A 1,395-nucleotide genomic window follows, 5' to 3' on the forward strand; every position below is an offset into this window, starting at 1 on the left:
CTGAGACCTGATGCCGAGCCGATTGTGGTGAAGTGGATGATCCTATGCTGTCGAGAAAAGCCTCTAGCGAGTTTCATGGCGGCCCGTACCCCAAACCGACTCAGGTGGTCAGGTAGAGAATACCGAGGCGTTCGGGTGAACTATGGTTAAGGAACTCGGCAAAATGCCCCCGTAACTTCGGGAGAAGGGGGGCCGGAACTGGTGATCGGATTTACTCCGTGAGCTGGGGCCGGCCGCAGAGACCAGCGAGAAGCGACTGTTTACTAAAAACACAGGTCCGTGCGAAGCCGTAAGGCGATGTATACGGACTGACGCCTGCCCGGTGCTGGAACGTTAAGGGGACCGGTTAGCTGCCTTTCGGGGTGGCGAGGCTGAGAACTTAAGCGCCAGTAAACGGCGGTGGTAACTATAACCATCCTAAGGTAGCGAAATTCCTTGTCGGGTAAGTTCCGACCTGCACGAATGGCGTAACGACTTCTCGACTGTCTCAACCATAGGCCCGGTGAAATTGCATTACGAGTAAAGATGCTCGTTTCGCGCAGCAGGACGGAAAGACCCCGGGACCTTTACTATAGCTTGATATTGGTGTTCGGTTCGGCTTGTGTAGGATAGGTGGGAGACTGTGAAGCTGGGACGCCAGTCCTGGTGGAGTCGTCGTTGAAATACCACTCTGGTCGTGCTGGATGTCTAACCTGGGTCCGTGATCCGGATCAGGGACAGTGTCTGGTGGGTAGTTTAACTGGGGCGGTTGCCTCCTAAAATGTAACGGAGGCGCCCAAAGGTTCCCTCAGCCTGGTTGGCAATCAGGTGTTGAGTGTAAGTGCACAAGGGAGCTTGACTGTGAGACCGACGGGTCGAGCAGGTGCGAAAGCAGGGACTAGTGATCCGGCGGTGGCTTGTGGAAGCGCCGTCGCTCAACGGATAAAAGGTACCCCGGGGATAACAGGCTGATCTTCCCCAAGAGTCCATATCGACGGGATGGTTTGGCACCTCGATGTCGGCTCGTCGCATCCTGGGGCTGGAGTAGGTCCCAAGGGTTGGGCTGTTCGCCCATTAAAGCGGTACGCGAGCTGGGTTTAGAACGTCGTGAGACAGTTCGGTCCCTATCCGCTGCGCGCGCAGGAGTCTTGAGAAGGGCTGTCCCTAGTACGAGAGGACCGGGACGGACGAACCTCTGGTGTGCCAGTTGTCCTGCCAAGGGCATGGCTGGTTGGCTACGTTCGGAAAGGATAACCGCTGAAAGCATCTAAGCGGGAAGCCTGCTTCGAGATGAGGACTCCCACCACCATCGAGTGGGTAAGGCTCCCAGTAGACGACTGGGTTGATAGGCCGGATGTGGAAGCCCTGTAAGGGGTGGAGCTGACCGGTACTAATAGGCCGAGGGCTTGACCATAG

At 56.7% G+C, this 1,395-nt stretch carries 1 rRNA gene; it reads left to right on the forward strand.

Annotated elements, in window-relative coordinates:
* Window positions 1-1,393 (forward strand): 23S ribosomal RNA (locus tag ABIA33_RS38035); the annotation flags it as partial.
* Window positions 1,394-1,395: the final 2 nt, after the last annotated feature.

This window comes from Streptacidiphilus sp. MAP12-16 (genome assembly GCF_041262165.1).
In the GTDB taxonomy this organism is placed as follows: Bacteria; Actinomycetota; Actinomycetes; order Streptomycetales; family Streptomycetaceae; genus Streptacidiphilus.